Annotated in this window: 4 protein-coding genes; all 4 read right to left on the bottom strand. The window is 37.7% G+C overall.

Going from position 1 to position 2448, the window contains the following annotated elements:
- Positions 1-133 precede the first annotated feature (133 nt).
- Positions 134-295 (bottom strand): hypothetical protein, encoded by a 162-nt coding sequence (locus tag HMPREF2731_RS15200; RefSeq protein WP_227326771.1) that lies wholly within the window; start codon positions 293-295, stop codon positions 134-136.
- Between the two features lie 3 nt (positions 296-298).
- Positions 299-580 (bottom strand): transposase, encoded by a 282-nt coding sequence (locus HMPREF2731_RS15195; RefSeq protein WP_157794810.1) that lies wholly within the window; start codon positions 578-580, stop codon positions 299-301.
- The gene (locus tag HMPREF2731_RS15190) at positions 504-1127 is read right to left on the bottom strand and encodes a transposase family protein (RefSeq protein ID WP_070872186.1); all 624 of its coding nucleotides are present in this window, start codon (positions 1125-1127) and stop codon (positions 504-506) included. Before HMPREF2731_RS15190 ends, HMPREF2731_RS15195 begins: the two co-directional genes overlap by 77 nt.
- Before the next feature lie 279 nt (positions 1128-1406).
- Positions 1407-2448 (bottom strand): HAD-IC family P-type ATPase (locus HMPREF2731_RS01660; protein WP_256337552.1); only part of this gene is annotated, 1042 nt, incomplete at its 5' end.

Genomic DNA, 2448 nt, shown 5'->3' with positions numbered 1-2448 from the left:
AAAATTTGTCAAAAAAACTGTTGCCATTCCACGTCAGCTTCTTACAAAACCATTGTGGAAGGCATTGATCTAAGCTGTTGATCGTATCGAAAAAACTTTGGTTGTCCTTGTGTTTAAAGTGATAGAGGAGGAGCTAGCAAGTCTCGTAAGCCCTGGTTAATTGCTCATCGTAACTCAAAAGCTCATCGACCATCGCTTTTTGCGTCATTGGTCTGCGAAAGGATCGATCATATTGATAATCAGAACTATCCAGATCATAGGCATGCGTAAGGAGTAATTTCCAGAATCGCTTCAATCGTCAATACTTTGTCGGTTCCGTTTTTTGAAACCTGTTCATTGTTTTGATTCGCAACTGATTTAACGTACGAGTGATTTGTTGGACAATGTGAAAGCGATCGGTCACGATTTTGGCGTTTGGGAAGACCGCTTTTACAAGTTCAAAATAAGGGGCATTCATATCCATCACGACGTATTTTACGTTCGCTCGTGCTTTTCGAGTGAAATTAAGGAAATATGGTTTTAAGAAAGTAAGGCGACGATTCTCCAATACACCGATTAATTGCTGGGTCTGCCCATTCATAAAAACAAAACTCATTTTTTCCACTGCAGGACTTCATCGATTTGTACTCATCAAAACAAAGGACCGAAGGTAACGTATCAAAACGAGGATGATACGTTTTTAAACAGGTGCGCAGGACACGCAAAACGATTACGTCTGATACAAAACAGCGATTGGCAATTTCTTTTTTTATTGTATTCTTCGCTAGTTCCAAGGCAATTTGTACCTTTAATTCCTTTGAGAGATAGCAGTTTTCATCTACCAAATTGGTCTGAGCGTTGAATGTCGACTGACATTCTTTACAGTAAAAGCGCGTACGTACCAAGCGTAATTCTGTTTTGGTTGCTCGGTAAGGCAAAAGTTGGACTTTTGTTTTATGTGAGCCATTTTTGATGATTTGTCCTTCATTTTTGATGCCACATTTACGGCAATGGCTTAGTATATAGCTAAGTTTATCATGGATAAGATTGGTGCGAAAACCATCTTCTTCTACTGTCTCTAACCATTCTTCTTCGAAGAATAAATTTTCATCTGTTAAACCTAACAATTTTCTAGTACAATGATACATGGAGATATCCTTTCTTGGTATGGTTTTGTTTTAGACGACTAAATTCCACCAGTTAGGCTATCTCTTTTTCTATCTTTTTTTACAAAAAAAGTGTCAGTAGAAAATCTGTAGATTTTCCACCAACACTAAATATTGTAGAATCAAAAATCAGAACTACATTCAGTAGTTCTGATTTTTGGTTCTCTTATTGTATGCCTAGTATTTAAGACTCTGATTCAAATTTTGAAAAAGGAAAATTACTATTATAATTAAAAGCGTCACTTTTGTATATTACAAATACTAACTATTACCTATAAGTGTCTCACTATTTTTTGGCAAGCGCACATAGTTCAATAATAGTGAGCTCAAAACAACAGTAATTGAGCTAAGTGCCATTGCAAGACCAGCTAACTCTGGAGATAGTGTAAATCCAAGTGCTGAGAATATACCCGCTGCGACTGGAATACCTATCACGTTATATATGAAAGCCCAAAATAAGTTAATCAAAATCCGACTATATGTTTTTCGTGCTAATACTAAAGAAGTTACAACATCCATCAAATCATTTTTGACTAGTACAATACCTCCAGATTCAATTGCAATATCACTCCCCGATCCCATAGCAATACCTACTGTTGCCGTGGATAATGCAGGGGCATCATTGATTCCATCACCTACAAAGGCGACTGCTCCTTTTTCTTGCAACTTTCTAATATGTTGTGCTTTGTCCCCAGGCATAACATCTGCTATGACCTCGTCAATCCCAATATCATCTGCTATGGCTTGTGCGACCAAACGATTGTCCCCAGTTAACATCACAGTGTGAAATCCTGATTTTTGCATTGCCCTGATAGCAGCTTTAGAGCTGGACTTAGGTGCATCTTGAATCCCAATTAAAGCAATTATTTGACCATCGTAACCAACTAATACCACAGTTTTCGCCTGCGCCTGTAAAAATGTCATTTTAATCTTAAGATCATCTGTCATGTTAAAGTCATCGGATAAACGATCATTACCAATAAAAGCCTGCTTACCATCAATCAAAGCTTGTACCCCTTTACCAGAAATAGCAGTGAAATTTTTAGCTACGGCAGGAGTAATTTTCTTGTCCTTTGCTTCATTAATTACTGCTAAAGCTAATGGGTGTTCTGATGAATCCTCAAGTCCAGCAGCGATTCGCAGAATCTCGTTCTCACTAATTCTTCCGATAGAGATAATATCGGTCACTTGTGGTTTGCCAACAGTAATTGTTCCAGTCTTATCCATGACGACGGTTTTTATATCGTGGGTCGCTTCAAGAACCTCAGCATTTTTGGTTCTGTTGCAAAGTTTTCCAAAAAAT

This window comes from Enterococcus sp. HMSC072F02, assembly GCF_001837725.1.
GTDB classification, from domain to species: Bacteria; Bacillota; Bacilli; order Lactobacillales; family Enterococcaceae; genus Enterococcus_B; species Enterococcus_B lactis.
The sequence above is the reverse complement of the archived record's forward strand: the minus strand, read 5'-3'. Positions and strand labels throughout refer to the sequence as shown.

Excerpts from the sequence above, each read along its gene's own strand:
- HMPREF2731_RS15195 (WP_157794810.1), bottom strand. The coding sequence starts at position 580 with ATGAATGGGCAGACCCAGCAATTAATCGGTGTATTGGAGAATCGTCGC.
- HMPREF2731_RS15190 (WP_070872186.1), bottom strand. The coding sequence starts at position 1,127 with ATGTATCATTGTACTAGAAAATTGTTAGGTTTAACAGATGAAAATTTA.